General features: G+C 48.1%; 12 protein-coding genes, 3 tRNA genes and 5 pseudogenes. 15 read left to right on the forward strand and 5 right to left on the reverse strand.

What is annotated here, in order from left to right; all coding sequences use genetic code 11:
• Positions 1–553: 553 nt before the first annotated feature.
• Positions 554–643: transfer RNA gene (locus JZM30_RS07045), tRNA-Ser, on the reverse strand.
• 96 nt (positions 644–739) lie between these two features.
• On the opposite strand from JZM30_RS07045, the pseudogene JZM30_RS07050 reads away from it, so the two are divergent.
• The 10 genes and pseudogenes from JZM30_RS07050 (at position 740) to JZM30_RS24300 (ending at position 8,248) form a co-directional block, all read left to right on the forward strand.
• Positions 740–1,443: pseudogene (locus tag JZM30_RS07050) on the forward strand (zinc-dependent peptidase).
• A 76-nt stretch (positions 1,444–1,519) separates the two neighbouring features.
• Positions 1,520–1,595, forward strand: a tRNA-Asn gene (locus JZM30_RS07055).
• Between the two features lie 118 nt (positions 1,596–1,713).
• Positions 1,714–1,959: pseudogene (locus JZM30_RS07060) on the forward strand (Arm DNA-binding domain-containing protein); the annotation flags it as partial.
• A 111-nt stretch (positions 1,960–2,070) separates the two neighbouring features.
• Positions 2,071–2,212 (forward strand): annotated as a pseudogene (locus JZM30_RS07065) (hypothetical protein); the annotation flags it as partial.
• A 559-nt stretch (positions 2,213–2,771) separates the two neighbouring features.
• Positions 2,772–3,785 carry a hypothetical protein gene (locus JZM30_RS07070; RefSeq protein ID WP_252318164.1) on the forward strand — a complete coding sequence of 338 codons (1,014 nt, stop codon included), beginning with the start codon at positions 2,772–2,774 and terminating at the stop codon, positions 3,783–3,785.
• A 477-nt stretch (positions 3,786–4,262) separates the two neighbouring features.
• Positions 4,263–4,406, forward strand: coding sequence for a hypothetical protein (locus JZM30_RS07075; protein WP_252318165.1), 144 nt, complete (start codon positions 4,263–4,265; stop codon positions 4,404–4,406).
• A gap of 743 nt (positions 4,407–5,149) precedes the next feature.
• Entirely contained in the window at positions 5,150–5,668 is a 519-nt protein-coding gene (locus JZM30_RS07080) for an Hcp family type VI secretion system effector (protein ID WP_252318167.1), read from the forward strand.
• A 91-nt stretch (positions 5,669–5,759) separates the two neighbouring features.
• Positions 5,760–7,769 (forward strand): annotated as a pseudogene (locus tag JZM30_RS07085) (type VI secretion system Vgr family protein).
• Entirely contained in the window at positions 7,769–7,996 is a 228-nt protein-coding gene (locus JZM30_RS07090) for a hypothetical protein (protein WP_252318169.1), read from the forward strand. The pseudogene JZM30_RS07085 and the gene JZM30_RS07090 overlap by 1 nt, the downstream one beginning before the upstream one ends.
• Positions 7,997–8,005: 9 nt before the next feature.
• Positions 8,006–8,248 (forward strand): DUF4123 domain-containing protein, encoded by a 243-nt coding sequence (locus JZM30_RS24300; protein WP_367115784.1) that lies wholly within the window; start codon positions 8,006–8,008, stop codon positions 8,246–8,248.
• 36 nt (positions 8,249–8,284) lie between these two features.
• Here JZM30_RS24300 and JZM30_RS07095 read toward each other — a convergent pair whose 3' ends face one another.
• The 3 genes and pseudogenes from JZM30_RS07095 to gloB all read right to left on the reverse strand — a co-directional run bounded on the left by JZM30_RS07095 (position 8,285) and on the right by gloB (position 11,755).
• Positions 8,285–9,505: an ISL3 family transposase gene (locus JZM30_RS07095; protein WP_252317421.1), complete on the reverse strand. Its 1,221-nt coding sequence runs from the start codon at positions 9,503–9,505 to the stop codon at positions 8,285–8,287.
• A gap of 19 nt (positions 9,506–9,524) precedes the next feature.
• Positions 9,525–10,928 (reverse strand): annotated as a pseudogene (gene mltD, locus JZM30_RS07100) (murein transglycosylase D).
• 71 nt (positions 10,929–10,999) lie between these two features.
• Complete coding sequence (gene gloB, locus JZM30_RS07105) at positions 11,000–11,755, reverse strand: hydroxyacylglutathione hydrolase (protein ID WP_252318170.1); 756 nt, start codon at positions 11,753–11,755, stop codon at positions 11,000–11,002.
• Between the two features lie 203 nt (positions 11,756–11,958).
• Here gloB and JZM30_RS07110 point away from each other — a divergent pair, with 203 nt between their 5' ends.
• Positions 11,959–12,693: a methyltransferase domain-containing protein gene (locus JZM30_RS07110; RefSeq protein WP_252318171.1), complete on the forward strand. Its 735-nt coding sequence runs from the start codon at positions 11,959–11,961 to the stop codon at positions 12,691–12,693.
• Positions 12,694–12,698: 5 nt separating this feature from the next.
• Here the strand turns inward: JZM30_RS07110 and rnhA are convergent, their stop codons facing one another.
• Positions 12,699–13,163, reverse strand: a complete 465-nt coding sequence (rnhA, locus tag JZM30_RS07115; protein WP_252318173.1) for a ribonuclease HI — start codon at positions 13,161–13,163, stop codon at positions 12,699–12,701.
• A gap of 57 nt (positions 13,164–13,220) precedes the next feature.
• On the opposite strand from rnhA, the gene dnaQ reads away from it, so the two are divergent.
• The 4 genes from dnaQ (at position 13,221) to JZM30_RS07135 (ending at position 16,329) form a co-directional block, all read left to right on the forward strand.
• Positions 13,221–13,955 (forward strand): DNA polymerase III subunit epsilon, encoded by a 735-nt coding sequence (dnaQ, locus tag JZM30_RS07120; RefSeq protein WP_252318174.1) that lies wholly within the window; start codon positions 13,221–13,223, stop codon positions 13,953–13,955.
• Between the two features lie 100 nt (positions 13,956–14,055).
• Positions 14,056–14,134 (forward strand) — tRNA-Asp (locus tag JZM30_RS07125).
• Positions 14,135–15,040: 906 nt separating this feature from the next.
• Positions 15,041–15,280 carry a Flp family type IVb pilin gene (locus tag JZM30_RS07130; protein WP_252318175.1) on the forward strand — a complete coding sequence of 80 codons (240 nt, stop codon included), beginning with the start codon at positions 15,041–15,043 and terminating at the stop codon, positions 15,278–15,280.
• Positions 15,281–15,489: 209 nt separating this feature from the next.
• On the forward strand, positions 15,490–16,329 hold the full coding sequence (locus JZM30_RS07135; protein WP_252318177.1) for a CpaB family protein: 840 nt from the start codon (positions 15,490–15,492) through the stop codon (positions 16,327–16,329).
• Positions 16,330–16,346: the final 17 nt, after the last annotated feature.

Here is a 16,346-nt window from a genome sequence, read left to right on the forward strand (position 1 = left end):
TCAACTCATCAAAGCTTTTATATTATATAGAAAGGGTTATTAAGTCATCTACTTAACTTCATTTCAGCTTTACCAGAAAAGTAAAAAACGTAGCCTAATGAAGAGGGAAACCAATCATTTTGTAGCAAAAACTGATGCAGACGTAGTGGCAGACAAAGACGATGATTGCGAAGCGCTAAAGCTGGCAATGTTCAGCTAACTCTAATCGAGTAATCACCGCCCTCTTCAGGTCATTAACTGTTATCTCCTGTAAAACATCATAGTTACTCAGCTTAAACCACTGCTTTACTGCCTTCATGACTCCACTGACTTTCATCGACATACCTTTTTCTCTGACAAACCATCAACTTTGCTGCCCGCCTTTTAAACGCCAGCGAAGGCTAAAAATAATTTATTTCAAGAGTGTGAGCCAGGAGGGCTGCTCAGAAAATTACAACATGATAAAAATGCGAGAGTTAGGGACGGAAGATGATTTTAAAGGGATATTTAATGCAGGGCTTTATGCAGGAAAAAATCAAAAATGCATCGTAATTAATTGATTTTACAGGTTTATTGGCGGAGAGGGGGGGGTTTGAACCCTCGGTAGAGTTGCCCCTACTCCGGTTTTCGAGACCGGTCCATTCAGCCGCTCTGGCACCTCTCCGTTTAAGTGGTTGCTATCATGCCCTGTTTTACGGCATTTTAACAGCAGATATCCTTGCGTTTGTATTCAAGTGACGACTTAGCGAGCAACACGACGATGAAATGGCCATGGAAAACACAGCACGCACCGGAAAGCATCCCCATTCAGTGGCAAGATGCTCTTGCCATTCCGCTGTTGGCACCGTTAAGCGATAGCGAGCAACAGCGACTTATCCTGCTTGCCAGTGATTTTTTACATCAAAAACGTATCATTCCTTTACAGGGACTGACGCTGACTTCCGTTATGGAGCAGCGAATCGCACTGCTGTTTTGCTTGCCCGTTCTCAAGCTCGGCATTGAATGGCTAAACGGTTTCCATGAGGTGTTAATCTATCCCGGCCCTTTTATTGTTAATGATGAATGGCAGGATGATATCGGTCTGGTGCACGCCGGGCCAGTGGTGCAATCCGGACAAAGCTGGGATCATGGTCCCATCATATCGAACTGGCAAGAAGTACAGGACAGTTTCGATTTATCGGGGTTCAATCTGGTCATTCATGAAGTCACGCACAAGTTGGAGAGGATGCCGCCAGCATGGATCCCTATGCGGCCCAGGATCCGACCGAGTGCTTTGCGGTGCTCTCTGAATATTTTTTCAGCGCACCAGAGCTTCTTTTCGAACGTTTTCCTACGCTTTATGGCTGTTTTAGTTGCTTCTACCAGCAGGATACACTGGCGCGATTAAAATCCTGGCAGCAGGCGAATCAGCGGACCCCCCGTGCTATATTGATGAAGAATTGGTCTTGGCTGTACACAGCCTAAGCAATCAGACAATACGGGCGAATTTACCGTTGACAGCCTGCCAGCCGACCGATAATATTCGCCCCGCTTACGCAATTCCTCTGTAGTTCAGTCGGTAGAACGGCGGACTGTTAATCCGTATGTCACTGGTTCGAGTCCAGTCAGAGGAGCCAAATTCAAAAAAATAATGCAAGAATCCTTTCCCGACACGCGCTAACTTTCCCTCCGCATCGGGTGAATTTGGTGGTCAGGTATGGGGTCTTTCCGGTTCGATAAAGGAGTGACCCTCATATGTCCCTTAAAGACACGAAAATCCGCAACGTAAAGCCTCCCGTTACCCCCATAAAACTGTCCGATTCTCATGGTATGTATCTTCACGTTAAACCAACAGGTTCGCGCTTCTGGTATTTCAGATATTACTTCGGCGGCAAAGAAACCCGCATCGCATTGGGCGCGTATCCGTTAATCAGTCTGTCTGAAGCGCGTCAGAAACGCGATGTACTCCGAAAACAACTGGCGAACAACATCAACCCAATGCAGCAGCGCATCGCTGAAAAAGCCGCCCACTCCCCTAAAAAATGCCTTAAAGTCGTCGCCCTAAGCTGGCATGGCAGCAACAAGGCCTGGTCAGAAAACAACGCCGCCCGGCTGCTTGCCAGCTTAGCTAAATACAGTTACCGTTTTTCGTAGCAGCATGCCGCAGGAATATCAGCGTTATAAGATCTTTTATGAAAGCTTTCATCAACAGGCCTTAGGAGTGCGGGTTAACTTTGTGGTAGAACAACATGAAGGAAAGTGAGATCTCGAGTTTCTCCCGGTATTTAGCCGCTACAGGGAAGCTTGACGAGGACACGCAAAAGCACTGTCAGCATTTACTTAATGAGCGATATTCTGCTGCGGGCATTCCGACTCATGGTTTTGATGCGATATCGGATTATATAAGACCAGTGACTCACTCTTTACTTGATGTACTCACGGGCCCCATTCAGTAAGTCTAATCAAACAACATGACACAATGTCCAGCCAGGGCGGATCCCACAGTAACAGGGATACTGACTCATCAACCCCGACGTTGATGAGTCAGTATTCTGGTTACCGGATATGCTCTGTGTGACTTGCTTAACACGACGAAAATTAAGCTGTACCCCATCGATCAGGACATCGACCACACTGGCAAAAACGAAATCAGTATGTTGCAAGGGCTCTCACCATCAATGGCTCAGTTTGACGTGATACTTACACACCATTTTGAGCAGCATTGATAGGGTGTAAACCACGTGGACATTTGCAGGATGGCGGCAGAGCAAGTAGGTTTGTGACGTAATAGACTATCTAATAAGGAAATCAGCGTGAAGCAATGGTTGGCAAAACTCTTTGGCAAGAAACACATCGAAGAACAAATGGATGCTGGCACGGCATTCCCGATCCCCTGGGAAGGTAGCCGGCAGAGCATCTACCTTTTTTTATCCCCTTATGCGCAAGGCAGCGAACCGCTGCCGGAAAACGCGCAAACGCTCCCGGATGAAAATACACAAGCAGGAGAGCTACGCTGGGTAGCAGGCGGCATGGACGGCGCATTTGGTCATCATGGCGGTAGCGCAGGCTCAGAAGAGACTGCCATACAATTACTCAGCGCACTTGGCGCTGCGACTGAATCCCCCTCACTGGCAAATATACAGAAACTGTATGCCTTGCTGAGAAATGAGCCTCCGCTAGATTACATCGATATCCTGATGGAGAAACTACCGCAAGCCTCTGCGTTATCCTCGCAGAAAGTGCACGATATGATGCTGTGGCTGGCGATGGAAAGCCCCGATCGTAACCCCGTGAAATGTGCCGTTGCGCTGCTGGCATATTTCCCTTCACAGGAGAATCAGGCGCTGGTTAGCCTGCTTGGATTACACGGGGAATTTACTCTTTTCAGCGCCGTCGCATTACACAATATATTGCCTGCCGAATCTCACGAAACCGCACTGGTGGCACGGGCAAAACGAGTGGCCAGTTGGGGACGCATTCAGCTTATCGAGCGTTTGCCGGATGAGGTGTCGTCAACCACCCGTGACTGGCTACTGCGCGAAGGCTATTCAAACTCAGTGATGCCGGAATACACCGCCTGGGATTGTGCCACCAAAGGCAAACTTTTAACGGTGTTGACGAGCGGGAACGTTGACGCTGAACTACTGCTCGGTGCTGGTGAAATACTTTCTGCACTGATTTACGGTGGCCCAGCACGTGATATCCATGACTATGTTGACGGCTCACTGGCCTGCCATCACTACCTGGTGTTAATTCGGCAGTCAACCGATGACAACGCGCGCAACTTAACTGAGAGCCGGGGTTATCAGCGACTTTATCAGCGATAAGGATAAAAACTGGGAACACCTACTGGCTCAAGGATGGAGCGAAGAGATTAGACAGAAAATTGGCGAAGATGCGCAGGCGATACTGGCTCAACCGAAATGGCGGACAAAGGTAGAAAGGGATTTATCTGCCAGCGACCAGTCTGACTTTTTCTTAACCGTCCACTCAGCGAAGTTATTGGGCATTGATACCTGGGATGTTATTTTTGCCAGACAGTCTGCTTCTTCACAAGAGAATAACTGGTACGAATTAATGCGCACCAGTGTTCCAAAGCGTTTGAAGCACATCCTATCCCTTGCAGAATCACAACTTGATCTGGATGCAATTGCTACTGGTCCCGATACGCAACTGGGCTTCGGCCCTCAATATCAGCAACACAGTGCGCTCGATTTTATACTTCAGGATCTCCATCGCTTTCCGGGTATGGGCTGGACACTGATAAAAACGGTTTACACAGCCCGGTTATCCGCAACCGTCATATGGCGCTCAACGCGATTGAGAGTTGGTCGCCCGCTCAGCTCCCGGTGGAACTACACGAGTTGCTTGAGGTTGCACGACAGCAGGAACCAGACGAAAAAATTCGTGAACAGTTAGACAAAGCGCTGGCGGGAAACAACGCTTGAGACGTAGGAAATTTCTTTACCGTCAGCTTGATAGTCCATAGCGTGGCGGTAACTCGGCATCCTGCCGTTCACCCTGAGTGCCACTAAACCAGAAGGCATGCTGATAGCGTGCCTGAAACAACTTATGCGCCGGAAAACGGTGATATATGGGTACAGCCGGAGAGCACTTTACTGTAATTTTCGTTGTTGCTGCCATTGAGCGATGAGAACTATTGCTGTCAGCGGGTATAGTAAATCTGATTTTGCTATGTTAACCAAGCATAGTTTACATTGAAATAAACAATTTACATCGCTCGCATTTATGAAAAATTCTCTTTAATTTAAATAGATAAGTAAGATACTCTTAACCCCCCCCCCTTTGGCAGAGTCACGAACCTGCCGGTGCCGTTCTTTATCAAAGATACTTATGAGCTGTTCAGTATGCAGTTAACGCCGACTGAAAACATTGTAAGCACACCCGTTTTAATTCCACACACTTTTTGAGATTTCTGTTTTCTCAGCCATCAGGCGATACCCCTCCAGTGTCATCAATCATCGCCCCTATATCTTAAGTTGCTTGTCGGCAACTCACTCAGCCGTTTTCAGCACAAACACGCATTCTGCGCAATATCTTGCGCAAATTTCATTTACAAACAGCGAACGGCTAATTTTATTCAATTAAAACAATCATATAATTAATAGCGCAAATATTGCTAATTCACCGGTGTTATTTTAAAACCCGTTTAACAACAAGGAGCAACACTATGCCAACGCCATGCTATATCAGCATCGAAGGAAAAACGCAGGGCAATATCACCGCAGGTGCCTTCACCTCTGACTCCGTCGGCAACATATACGTGCAGGGCCACGAAGATGAAATGCTGGTACAGGAATTCAAACACGTTGTCACCGTACCGACTGACCCGCAATCAGGCCAGCCTTCTGGTCAACGCGTCCACAAACCGTTCAAATTCACCGTCGCGTTGAACAAAGCCGTTCCGCTGATGTACAACGCGCTGGCCTCCGGTGAAATGCTGCCGACCGTGACCCTGAAGTGGTATCGCACTTCCGTGGAAGGCAAGCAGGAGCACTTCTTCTCTACCGTGTTGACTGACGCCACCATCGTGGACATCAACTGCCAGATGCCACACAGCCAGGCCCCGTCAAAGCTGGACTATACCCAGCTTATCGAAGTCCCTCTGGCCTACCGCAAAATCGACTGGGAGCACACTGTTGCCGGAACCTCTGGTTCTGATGACTGGCGTGCGCCGGTCGAAGCGTAATGCGCCTTTGACACGGCCATGTGCCGGGTTTTCTGCCCTGATTCATGGCCTGCGCCATGCCTGAGTGTGGATGATGGTATCAGGAGGACGTGTGGCAAACAGTACAGGATTACAGTTCACGGTAAAGGTTGGCGCATTGCCCGAAAGCACCTTTGCCGTGGTGGATTTTCAACTGAGCGAGGTGCTGAATCAGCCGTTCACCATGTCGCTGAATCTGGCCAGTGCTCAGCCGGGTATCGATTTTGGCGCAGTGCTGGACCAGCCCTGCGAGCTGCTGGTGTGGTATGAGGGTGAACTGAAGCGCCAGGTGAGCGGGATTGTCAGCGCCTTTGCCCAGGGTGACACCGGCTTTCGGCGCACCCGCTATCAGGCGGAAGTGCGTCCGGCACTGTGGCGGCTGGGTCTGCGTACCAACGCCCGCATCTTTCAAGCACAAAAACCGGAGGCAATTATCGGTACCTTGCTGGAAGAATCCGGCATTACCGATTATGCCTTTGCGCTGCGTAACGACCATGCGGTGCGTGAATACTGCGTGCAGTACCGGGAAAGCGATTTGGCCTTTGTCACCAGGCTGGCCGCAGAGGAAGGTCTGTATTTCTTCCACGAGTTTGAAGCGGGTAAGCACCGAGTGGTGTTTGCCGATGATGCCGTGGCGCTCGGCCAAGGTCCTGAGCTGTTCTTCAATCTTGCGGCACAGGGGCTGAGCGAAGGCGAGTATGTGCGCCGTTTTCGCTATGCCGAGGCGGTCAGCACCGCCGAAGTTGCCATAAAGGATCACAGTTTCAAAACGCCAGCCTATGGCCTGCTGCACAGCAAGCTGAGCGCTGAGCTGGCGCACCAGCGTGAAAGCTACCAGCATTTCGACTACCCGGGGCGCTTCAAGTAAGACCAGAGCGGTAAGGCCTTTACGGGCTACCGATTGGATGCACTACGCGCTGGCGCGATGACCGGCTCCGGCGAATCCAACGCCGCGATGCTGATGCCGGGCAACAGCTTTACGCTCACGGAACACCCTAATCTGGCACTCAACATCCCATGGCAACTGGTGGCGATCATCCACAGTGGTCAGCAACCGCAGGCGTTGGAAGAGGAAGGCGGCGGCGAGCCGACCACCTACAGCAACCGCTTCGAGGTCATCAAAGCCAGCGCCACCTGGCGCGCTGAGCTGCCGTACAAACCGATGGTGGATGGTCCGCAGATAGCGACTGTGGTCGGCCCTGCCGGTGAGGAAATCTACTGCGATGAACATGGCCGGGTGAAACTGCAATTCCCGTGGGACCGCTACGGCTCGAGTGACGACCAGAGTTCGTGCTGGGTGCGTGTCAGTCAGGGATGGGCAGGCGGTCAGTACGGGCTGATAGCCATCCCACGCATCGGCCATGAGGTGATTGTCAGCTTTCTGGAGGGCGATCCGGACCAGCCGATTGTCACTGGTCGCATTTTCCATGCCACCAATCCGTCGCCATATCCGCTGCCCGCCAACAAAACGCGCACCGTATTGCGCACCGCAACACACCAGGGCAATGGTTTCAACGAACTGCGTTTTGAAGACCTGGCCGGACAGGAAGAGGTGTTTATTCATGCCCAGAAGGACATGAACACCGTAGTGCTGAATAATCAGTCTACCTTGGTAGAAAACGATCAGTTTTCACACATAAAAAATAACATGCACCACACCATCGATAACGAATATCGCATGCTGGTGAAAAAAGAGGCATCCCTTACAACCAATACGTCACTTCATGTAAAAGCGGATGATGGCTTATTTGTGAATGGCGCAAAGGAAATTCATCCGTCATCCGGTCAAAAAATAGTGATCGATGCAGGAAGTGAAATAACGTTACAGGCGGCAGGACATTTCATAAAAATTGACTCGTCAGGTATCAGCACCAGCAGCATCGTCAATATGGGAAGTGGCACTCCCGGAGAGGGCAGCGGTTGGAAGGGGAAACTACCTGAAATCGTTAATCAAAAATCCCCCTCATTGCTTGCCGAGATAACACCAGCGATTTCTCTGGCAGAGACAAAACCCCTGTGCCTGACCTGTTTGATGAAGGCCGCAGTCAGTGGGCAAACATTGGTTGTCAGAGGGGAGAAATAATGGCTGATGAACTCAACACTCACCTGAATGCCTATGGTTTGGTATGCGACCTGCAATATGAACGCTACTTTCAAAAGGAGCTGGTTTATGAAAAGGCCACAGTTTTACCGTTATTTCGAACGTATCCTGACGCACAGATAGCCTGGAGCGGTCCCTGGATTATCCAACTGGATGCTGCACCAGGGTATCGAGATCAATTGCTCGAACTCGCTCAGAAGTGTCCATAAGTCACATGGATAAAAAGTGAAAATGATATCGACCTGTTGGCCGCCCACTTTGCACAACAGTTGAACGTCAGACTGGAAGATGGACGGATCGCACTTTTTCGATTTTATGACCCCAGGGTATTACACCGGGTCAAAGATATCTTAGCGCAGCCACAGAGGGAAGAAATGCTGCAAGGAATAACAGAATGGCGATATTCCCTTGCAGTAAGCGATTATTCGCTACGTTTGAATGCGACAGGATTGGCGTCATGAAGTTTAGCATGGTCTTCCCCTATCATGATGGGAGACTCATAACCCCATGTTTAACCTGCCGTAATGGAACATCACTGCCACCTTAAAGCGTTCTTTGTTCCGGTATCCTCTGGACTTGATCCGCAGCAGCCTTATCTTGCTGTTTAGTGACTCTGCATTACCGTTTGATACCCTGTGTTTCATGGCATTCAGGATCCCGTACAGTCGTTTACGTAACGTCCGGGCGGCGCTGCTTAGTAGCGGGACACCAACGTCTTTTGCCATCCCTATCCATTCCAGCCACAGACGCCTGCTGTGTTCGTCATACCGGCGGTTCCAGAGTTCCCGGGCCAGCGCCTTCATTGCCCAGCAACGGCTGGTATCAGGCAGAACCATCTGCGCTGCTTCCAGTCTTTCTGCTATTCGACCATGACGTTTATGGCGACCGTACAACCACAGATAACGGGAACGATGTGCACTTTTTCGTGCCGGTAACGGGATGGTTTTCATCTCCAACTGTCGTGTTTTATCTACGACGGCACAGAGCATTTTCGCTACATGGAAGTGGTCGAACGCGATCTTCTCCACCGCGTTAGGCAGATGGAGCCGCGCTGCGCTTATATAGGATAGATTCATGTCCATCGACAGGGTTTTAATGGATTCAATCTGGCGGTCACCCAGACTCCGGAGATAGCCAGCAAGACTTTCAACTCCGCGATCATCTTTGAGTTCCAATGCCTGTCCTTGGGTATCAGAGATAACGGTGACGTACTGATGCCCCTTTTTGAAAGCGACCTCATCAACACAGAGATGACGTGCGGCCTGAGGTGTTTTTCGACGGGCCAGTCCACGCTTAACCGCCCGTTGCATAATATTATCGACAGCATTCCAGCTCAGCCTCAGCTGTTTCCTGACGGCATCCACGGTGCTGATTTTCAGCCATGAGATAACGAACGACTCGAACAACAGCGTATACCGGCTACCGGGGCCGGCCCATGGAACAGACAGCGTCTGGTAGCCATGCTCCGGGCACATAATACGGGGTACATCAGCTTCGACTATTGTCGCGAACTGACAGGTATCGAGATGGCGCCATTTACGATGTCGGTGATCGTGAATAGGACAAGATTTCCCGCAGGTTGGACAGGTTAACTGAGTGTTTTTCGCAATCTCAACTGTAACGGTAACAGAACCGGCATTTTCATCGAGAGAAAGAGACTTTACCTGCCACGGAATAGACAGGTTGAGGATATGAGCGTAGAGAGACTTTTCGTCCATGGTGGTGACCTCTGGCGATTTAATACGCCATTATCATGCCTTCAGCCACCACAACAAGGGAAGACCCATTCACGAACAGCGTTAACCGATCTCCAGGCTGAATATTTGCCTTTTTATTGATGACCGAATTCCAGCGCATAACATCTGCGATATCTACCCCGTGACGTTTGGCGATACTCGCGAGAGAGTCTCCTTTACGCACCTGATAGGTAATGGAATTACTGTTACCCTTTTTACTGCCCGCAGAGGCCTGTACAACCTGAAGCGATTGACCAACCTTCAAAGCGTTAGCGCTGGCTAGGTTGGTCCACTTGCGCAGATCCTGCGCGCTGACCTTCAGTTTCGCCGCAATACCTGACAAGGTGTCACCTGAACGAACCTTGTATTCCGTGTTTGCGGATAACTGCGCCAGTTTAGCGGGTTGTACAACGGCGATTCGCCATCTGCCAACGAATCCTTCAACTGCTCAACATGTGCTTTAGGCACCATAATGTAATGTGGCCCGTTCGGAGCGGTCACATCACGTTTGTAGCCTGTGTTGTAGCTCTTCAGTTTTGTTAGCGACAAGCCAGCCATTTCAGCCGCTTGCGTCAACTCCATCTGTTGACCCAGGTCTACCTGCGCCAGTGCCCGACTTTCGTTGGGCTTAGGTAACTCAATGCCGTATTTTTTGCTATTCTCAAGAATATTGCTTAAGGCTAACATTTTCGGGATATAAAGTGATGTTTCACGTGGTAACGCCAATGCCCAGTAACTCGTTGACCTGTCTTTTGCCTTATTTGCTTTTACTGCTTGCAAAACACGCCCTTCACCGCTGTTATAGGCGGCTATGGTAAGTAGCCAGTCACCATCAAACATTGTGTTGAGGCGCCGCATCATGTCTAAGGCGGCCGTCGTTGATGCAACAACATCGCTACGACCATCATACCACTGGTTCTGTTTCAAACCGTAGTTACGCCCAATGCCCGGCACAATCTGCCAGAGCCATGCGGCATTGGCAGATTGTGCCGGGCATTGGGATCAAAAGCGCTCTCCACTATGGGTAGCAGTACCAGTTCCATCGGCATTTTGCGCTGCTTAATCTGCTCGACTATCCAGTACATGTACGGCTCTGCCCGTAATGTTACATCGTGGAGATAGCTCTTATTTTTTAAGTATCGTGTTTTTTTGCTCGCGGTTCCGGACGTTATCCGGAACCTCCATCTTCAGCTCGTCGCTAATGAAGTTCCACAGGCTACGCTGCGCTAGGCCATTATTATCCAACCAGCGCGCGGATATCTCTCGACTTCCTGTGTACTTTCCTGCTTCACCTTGACCTACTGAAGACAGACTCTGCCCATGTTGTTTCGGTTGCGAGGTGTCTTGGTAGACCCCTTGGCAACGCCAACAAGACTGAGGCGATAATAATCGCGTGAGCCTTCATATATGTGTCAATAGTTTGCTTAAAAGACGAGCAATAATACTTTGATTAGCCGATCAGCACAACAAAAACCTTCAAAAGCAATCTTTCTTGCTACGTAATTGGGCGAAAACTTGCCAATCCTTTATGTTTTCAGGTTTTGTTTTTAATTTTCCTTTTAAATCATTGTCATAGCACCTAAGAAAAAGGTTGATTTTTCGTTCAAGACCAAGGGTGGTTGGCAACGTTGATTGAGATTTATCTCGTAATAGCCTGATTTCAGAAAGATAAGCGGCAATATTGCACTCTTCAGGCCAGATAGTGTGAGCAAACTCAAGATTTGACAGGGTGTACTCGTGTGCACAGCAAATGCGTGTTTCATCAGGTAATTTTGATATTTCCTCAATTGATTCATGCATTTGCTTGGGGGTTCCTTCAAAAATTCGCCCACATCCAGCCGAAAACAACGTATCTCCGCAGAACAAATAGGGGGCAGAGTAGTACGAAATATGACCTAAAGTGTGACCCGGCACAGAAAATACGGAGAAATCCGAATTGAGTAACTGAATGTGATCGCCATCGCGCAAAATGCGTGTTGCACCATGCTGCGCTGTCTCCTCAGGGCCATAAATCGGCAAGTCAGGGTAAGTCTTCTGGATATCAGGTACCCCCGCCACATGGTCATTGTGATGGTGGGTGAGTAACACTGCTACCGGTGTGAGTTGGTGTTTACGTAGCGCTTGTAATACTGGTTCTGCTTCACTGGGATCAACAATGACACAACGGTGCTGTGCGTCATGTAATAGCCAAATGTAGTTGTCCGAAAGTGCGGCAATACTGATAAGATTCATGTGATACTCCATTTATACACGTGATATTTCAAGCTGCATGTGCGTTGGCTGCGTTCACTCACACGAATCACTTACCTGAGTAAGCATATCGGTATGGATGAACCTCATTTGTCCTTCTCTTGCCGCCTTCCTGCAACTCGAATTATTTAGTGTATATTACGTGGTCTGAGATAGCTATTGGGTCTGAGGGAGAATACTAATATATGAAGCCAGCGCATACGCCTCAGGCATATTCTTCACCAATGTGTTGGGAGGATATCCCTTGGGGCGCACATTACCAGAAGGCGCTTGAACATGCATTGGCAGCATGGTGGCCGCGTGTGTTCGGCTTCCATTTACTGAAAGTCGGCGCGCTCAGCAACGCTATCGCGACGGACACGTGTGCCATTTCCCATCAGGTTAATATCAACCCGAGTGTTGCTGATGATGTGCATGTTTTGGCCGATCCTTACCAGTTGCCCTTTTCTAAGAAATCTATCGATGCCTGCTTGCTGGCGCATACGCTCTCTTATTCATCGGATCCACACCGTATTCTACGTGAAGTGGATAGGGTGCTGATCAATGATGGATGGTTATTGTTGAGTGGGTTTAATCCAATAAGCCTGCTCGTGGCTGGAAAGCTGACGCCCGGCCTTCGTCAATGCCAGCCCTATTGTGCGCGCATGTTCACGCAGATGCGTATGATCGATTGGCTCAGCTTGCTCAATTATGAAGTGCTGTATCAGGGAACCTTCCACGTGGTGCCGTGGAAGATACCGCAGATGATCACAACATCAGCACCTCACTCAACTCCCTTAGGTTGCCTGATGCTCCTTGTTGCACGTAAACGTACCATCCCGCTTACCATGTCCCCTTTGCGCCAAAGGTTCAACAAGCTACCGGTGCGCAGAGCCGTTGGGGCAACCAAGAGTTACCGTAAAGGGTACCGCCCATTCTGAGCGGATTATTCCGGCTGATAGCCCGTATCGTCCTGCGTCGGGTGCGAGGCAGCCTGGCGTGCCAGTTCATCACATTTCTCGTTCTCGGGATGACCCACATGGCCCTTAACCCACTCCCAACGCATCGTATGCCGCTGAATGGCGGCATCCAGCCGCTGCCAGAGATCGATATTCTTAACTGGCTTTTTGTCAGCGGTTTTCCAGCCTTTAAGTTTCCAATTGTGGATCCAGCGCGTGATACCCTGCCGCACATATTGGCTATCGGTACTCAGTACCACCGTACACGGAGTCGTCAATGTTTCCAGAGCGGCAATCGCTGCCATCAACTCCATGCGATTATTGGTTGTCAGGTGATAACCGGCACTCAAGGTTTTTTTGTGCTGCTTGTAGCGCAGTACAACGCCATAACCACCCGAGCCGGGATTTCCCAGACAAGAACCATCAGTGAAAATTTCTACCTGCTTTGTCATCTCTGGTAGACTCTGCCTTAATCATAAAAACCGTAAGTCTGACATAAAACGAAAGCGATGAGCATTGCAATTACACGACAGATCGTTCTGGATACCGAAACCACGGGGATGAATAGGCTCGGCGTTCATTATGAAGGCCATAAAATCATTGAGATTGGTGCGGTAGAGGTCATTAATCGCCGCCTGACGGGGCGCCATTATCATGTGTATATCAAGCCTGATAGGCTGGTTGATCCGGAAGCGTTCATGGTCCACGGCATCAGCGATGAATTTTTACAAGATAAACCTGCCTACGCTGAGATAGCCGAGGAGTTTATTGAGTTCATTAGCGGTGCGGAACTGGTTATTCATAATGCCGCGTTTGATATTGGCTTTATGGACTACGAATTTCGGATGCTGAATCGGGATATCCCGAAGACAGAGACTTTTTGCAAGATAACTGATAGCCTCATGGTCGCGCGTAAGCTGTTTCCTGGTAAAAGAAACAGCCTGGATGCATTGTGCGACCGTTATCAGATAGATAACAGCAAACGAACGCTACACGGGGCGTTACTCGACGCCGAAATTCTGGCTGATGTCTATCTGGCCATGACGGGGGGACAAACCTCTTTGGCGTTTGCCATGGAGAGTGACACGCAGCAAGTGAGTACAGAAAGTGAGAGCGTGCAGCGAATTACGCACCAAGCGTCTGCTTTGCCCATCATTTATGCCAGTCCGGAAGAACTGGCAGCTCATGAAACGCGCCTCGATCTGATTGCCAAAAAGGGGGGCAGTTGCTTGTGGCGCCAGTAATCATCATTCCATTGATGATGATTGCAGCATGGCGCTGGAATTATAAACAAACAGTATGATCACCTTAGTATTCATCCCGCTCGTAAGGGCATGTTAATGGGGAGCGGTAGTTCAGTCGGTTAGAATACCTGCCTGTCACGCAGGGGGGGGTGCGGGTTCGAGTCCCGTCCGTTCCGCCAATAACTAAAGGATGCTGATATAAGTTCGCTTATATCAGCATTTTTTTGCTTTTTCGATGCGTGTTGAATTTATCACCAGTAAAGAAAACGAAATGGTGTAGCATTTCCTGCGTTGAAAATGCTAAGTATTAGCCACGATGCTGGCTTTTAGCGCTGGCTAGATGACATCTATTTATTATATCGTGTGAATGAGCGCGTTCCCCGCCGTGTTAGATATTATCGATTATAAGAGTTTTGAACAGATAATTTATGTTTTATTTTCTCAGTCTATTCCATACCTCCTTTACTGAAGATCATGTGCGTTACCCTCTGTCTGTGCTTGTTATTACGTTTGAATGCTAATAAATTCACAATAAAACAATATATTATCCATGATGGAAAGAACGGGTGCCAGATAAATAATGTGTATGTGAAGGGTTCACACTCTCATCCCTCTACTTGTCCGCTTATTTTTACTTGTTGTTTTATTATAAAGATCGATATTTTATTCTTTTGTCTTCGAATGTTTAGTGTGAACTGCTAAATGTTGATTTCTCATTCATTTTATAATGAGCTGATGTAAATAGGTCGTTTTTTAATGCTTTTATTAATGAATATCTGTTTGATTTGTTTTTGTTGGTTATTCTTATCGTGTGTTTGAAGAAAGGTAATATTAATTGTTGTTTGTTTTATGTGTGTACTTTTCATAAGTAAGAGAAATCTTATTATTTTTTGATTTTTGCTAGTGTTTTGTTAATTGATAGGTTTTGGCAATTGTTTTTCTTGGGTTTTCTTTGTAAATATTGCCATTGTTAATGGCGAAAAAGAGATGTTATAAAATCCCCGCAAAATAATGAGTGTTGAATATTACCAAGTCGAAAAAAGACGTGGTGAAATAATAGCATTAATAAATGGAGAGGATTGGATATGTATTCTTTAGCAAGTTATGTTCAGGGAAAGTCGATCGTGAGTTATGTGTATTTTACTGAAGCAATGCACAATTTTAAAAATGATCAGTGTGGGGTAACCGCTGTTGAATATGCTATTGTGGCCGCTGGTATTGCTGCGGTGGTTACGGTTATTTTTGGTGAAAACGGACCTGTTAGAGAAATGTTGTCAGGCATCTTCACCAAGATCAAAACTACAGTGGAGAGTTCTGTAAAATAGAGGTTATTAACTACCCTATGAAAAATTGAAGCGATACTTTAACCTGAAAACAGGTACTTTGTATCTGCATGTGTGTATAAAGTGCCTGTTTCGAACGCTTTTGTTGAGCTCATGCGGTAGCTATATGTCAAAAAAAGAGGGGGTTCTTATAATGGGTATTATACCTGATTATAATTTTATAACAACAGCGAAAGCGGATTAGCGTTGAAATGAAAAAGAGCGCATTGATTATTTACATGTTAATGATTCTGACTGGTAGCATTGGTATTTTATTCTATATGAAATCCGCACGTACGCCGACACCAGGAACGAGTGAAATGCGGGGAAATTCTTTAACAGAAACCATTGTCGTGGCCGTCGCCCAGCGAGACCTGTCTGCCAACAATGTTCTGAAGAAAGAAGATTTTCAATTGAAAAATATATCTGTATCACCAGAAAGCACTGATATGCAGTTCAATATAAAAGAAAATGACCTTATTCATTGGGCACTTAAAAGTGCGGTAGCCAAAGGCACCTACCTTCAACCAACTGCGTTGGTTGAAGGTAGTGATGATTATATCGCTATGTTTATCATGCCAGGAAATGTGCTTTATCCCTTTGAGTTAGATGTTTCTGATAATTATCTGTTAACCAATTTAAAGCCAGGTGCCAGTGTGGATATCTATCTTTCCTATGGACTCCGTCAAGACGATAACGGAAGTGAGGACATCATCTCGCCCGCGAAGTCGATTCGCGATACACGGCTTAAACCCCTGATGATCAATAGGCGTGTATTGGCAATTCGTCGGGTAAACCAGGATGAAAAAGAGAAGTCTCAAGAAAGCAGAAGCCAACTCCTGGTTGAACTGAGAGATGCAGAAATCAAGCTGCTAAAAAGATTAGAAGGCAACGCCAGAATACTGCTATTTCCCACGGCCAGAAACCCTATTGACTTACGTTCGAGAGGTAGTGAAACGCTATCCGGCAAAGAGGCAATATGGCCCGTCAGTAGTGCCCCCCCACTGTTTGATGAACCTCGCTCGCGGCCCACACACGAGTGGCGCGGTTAACAGGTCTTGCCTGTTGG

The organism is Candidatus Symbiopectobacterium endolongispinus, from assembly GCF_018777385.1.
In the GTDB taxonomy this organism is placed as follows: Bacteria; Pseudomonadota; Gammaproteobacteria; order Enterobacterales; family Enterobacteriaceae; genus Symbiopectobacterium; species Symbiopectobacterium endolongispinus.

Coding starts and splice junctions, on each gene's coding strand:
- JZM30_RS07095 (WP_252317421.1), bottom strand. CDS start 9,505: ATGGACGAAAAGTCTCTCTACGCTCATATCCTCAACCTGTCTATTCCG.
- JZM30_RS07110 (WP_252318171.1), top strand. CDS start 11,959: ATGAAGCCAGCGCATACGCCTCAGGCATATTCTTCACCAATGTGTTGG.
- JZM30_RS07080 (WP_252318167.1), top strand. CDS start 5,150: ATGCCAACGCCATGCTATATCAGCATCGAAGGAAAAACGCAGGGCAAT.
- JZM30_RS07130 (WP_252318175.1), top strand. CDS start 15,041: ATGTATTCTTTAGCAAGTTATGTTCAGGGAAAGTCGATCGTGAGTTAT.
- dnaQ (WP_252318174.1), top strand. CDS start 13,221: ATGAGCATTGCAATTACACGACAGATCGTTCTGGATACCGAAACCACG.
- JZM30_RS07090 (WP_252318169.1), top strand. CDS start 7,769: ATGGCTGATGAACTCAACACTCACCTGAATGCCTATGGTTTGGTATGC.
- JZM30_RS07075 (WP_252318165.1), top strand. CDS start 4,263: ATGGCGCTCAACGCGATTGAGAGTTGGTCGCCCGCTCAGCTCCCGGTG.
- rnhA (WP_252318173.1), bottom strand. CDS start 13,163: ATGACAAAGCAGGTAGAAATTTTCACTGATGGTTCTTGTCTGGGAAAT.
- gloB (WP_252318170.1), bottom strand. CDS start 11,755: ATGAATCTTATCAGTATTGCCGCACTTTCGGACAACTACATTTGGCTA.
- JZM30_RS07135 (WP_252318177.1), top strand. CDS start 15,490: ATGAAAAAGAGCGCATTGATTATTTACATGTTAATGATTCTGACTGGT.